At 57.8% G+C, this 1,799-nt stretch carries 2 pseudogenes; both read left to right on the forward strand.

The window, feature by feature from the left end:
• Positions 1-131: 131 nt before the first annotated feature.
• Positions 132-1,334: pseudogene (viaA, locus tag CINSTRO3249_RS15575) on the forward strand (ATPase RavA stimulator ViaA); the annotation flags it as partial.
• A gap of 59 nt (positions 1,335-1,393) precedes the next feature.
• Positions 1,394-1,675: pseudogene (locus CINSTRO3249_RS15580) on the forward strand (winged helix-turn-helix transcriptional regulator); the annotation flags it as partial.
• Positions 1,676-1,799: the final 124 nt, after the last annotated feature.

Genomic DNA, 1,799 nt, shown 5'->3' on the forward strand with positions numbered 1-1,799 from the left:
TGCTCATGCTGAGTTTCCAGCACTAGATTAACTGCCCGTTCACGGACTTCCGGAGAGTAACGTTTGGTCGTTGTCATAGAGACCTCCACTTTTAAAGTATAGACTCTAATTTATCCGGGGTGATTCACGTTTTTCACGCCCAACTGCCGGAAACCCTGACGCGTCTCGCCAGCCTGACATCGCCTTTTCATGCCGAAGCGCAAAGACTTTATCAGGCCGCATCAAGTGAAGCTGCGCGTCCCGATAGCGCGTTCCAAACCTTATTTTTACAGCGTTGGCGCATCAGTTTGACGCTGCAGGCCACAACGCTGCAGCATCAGTTGCTGGAGAAGGAGCGGGAGAGTCTGCTTGACGAGCTACAGCGGCAACTGGCAATGAGCGGCGCGCTGGCGCCGTTGCTGGCGGAGAATCAACACGCCGCCGGGCGGTTATGGGATATGACTGCCGGGCAGGTAGAGCAAGGTGACTATCGCTTGCTGGTGCATTACGGTGAATTTCTGCATCAGCAACCGGAGCTGCAGCAGTTGGCCGAGCAGTTGGGTCGCAGCCGCGAGGCGCACTTTGTCGCCGCGCCACACCAGCTGCAGCGCGAGGTAATAAAGCGGGTACGGTAACCGGCGGTACAACCAGAAGAAATTAGCGGCATCCACCAGAGCGACGATCTGCTGCGGCTACTGCCCGGGGAGCTGGCCGTTCTCGGTATCGACGAGCTGGAATACGAGTTTTACCGCCGTTTGCTGGAGAAACGGCTGCTGACCTACCGTTTGCACGGTGATGCCTTGCAGACCAGGCGCATCGTGCAGCCGGCCAGCAGCCAGCAGCACGACGAGCAGCCCCGTGGGCCGATGATTGTCTGCGTGGATACCTCCGGTTCAATGGGCGGCTTCAACGAAGCCTGCGCCAAGGGGTTCTGTTTGGCGCTGATGCGGATCGCCCTGGCCGATAACCGACGCTGCTTTATCAGCTTATTCTCAACGGGTCAGGTGGATTACGAACTTACCGCCGACGGCGGCTTGGAGCACGCTATCCGCTTCCTCGGCCAGCGCTTTCGCGGCGGCACCGATCTGGCCGCCTGTCTTACGGCGCTGAGCGAAAAGCTCGCCGACCCGGCGTGGCAAGATGCGGATGCGGTGGTCATTTCCGATTTTATTGCCCAGCGCCTGCCAGAAACGGTCCAACTGCGCATACGCGAGCAGCAGCGCCAACGCCTGCAACGCTTTCATGCCGTTGCGCTATCGTCGATGGGAAAACCCGGTATTATGAAGATCTTCGATCACATCTGGCGCTTCGACACCGGACTGAAACAGCGGCTTATGCGCCGCTGGCGCCGTTAAGCGTGATCCCGCGAGCGAGCAATGGAACTGCCGCCGGGATCGCCACAGAGGACATCACCATGGCGGAAACTTATCAGCTCGACGCCCTCGATCGCGCTATTTTGCAGGCGCTGATGGCCAACGCGCGCACCGCCTACGCCGAGCTGGCCAAGCAGCTTAACGTCAGTCCCGGCACCGTGCATGTGCGGGTGGAAAAAATGAAACAGGCGGGCATCATCACCGGGGCGCGGGTGGATGTCAGCCCGAAACAGTTGGGCTATGACGTCTTCTGCTTTATCGGCATTATCCTTAAAAGCGCCAAGGACTACCCGTCGGCGCTCAAAAAACTGGAGGCGCTGGAAGCATAGGTATCTACACATTTATCGTGATACCTGTTATTACTTTGCAGAATGATTTCAACCTATCTGTTGGCGGGATTGACTCTCGCCTTACCCGCCGATATCAGACGCTGGTTAAACAGCATAT

This window comes from Candidatus Sodalis sp. SoCistrobi (genome assembly GCF_900143145.1).
Taxonomy (GTDB): Bacteria; Pseudomonadota; Gammaproteobacteria; order Enterobacterales; family Enterobacteriaceae; genus SoCistrobi.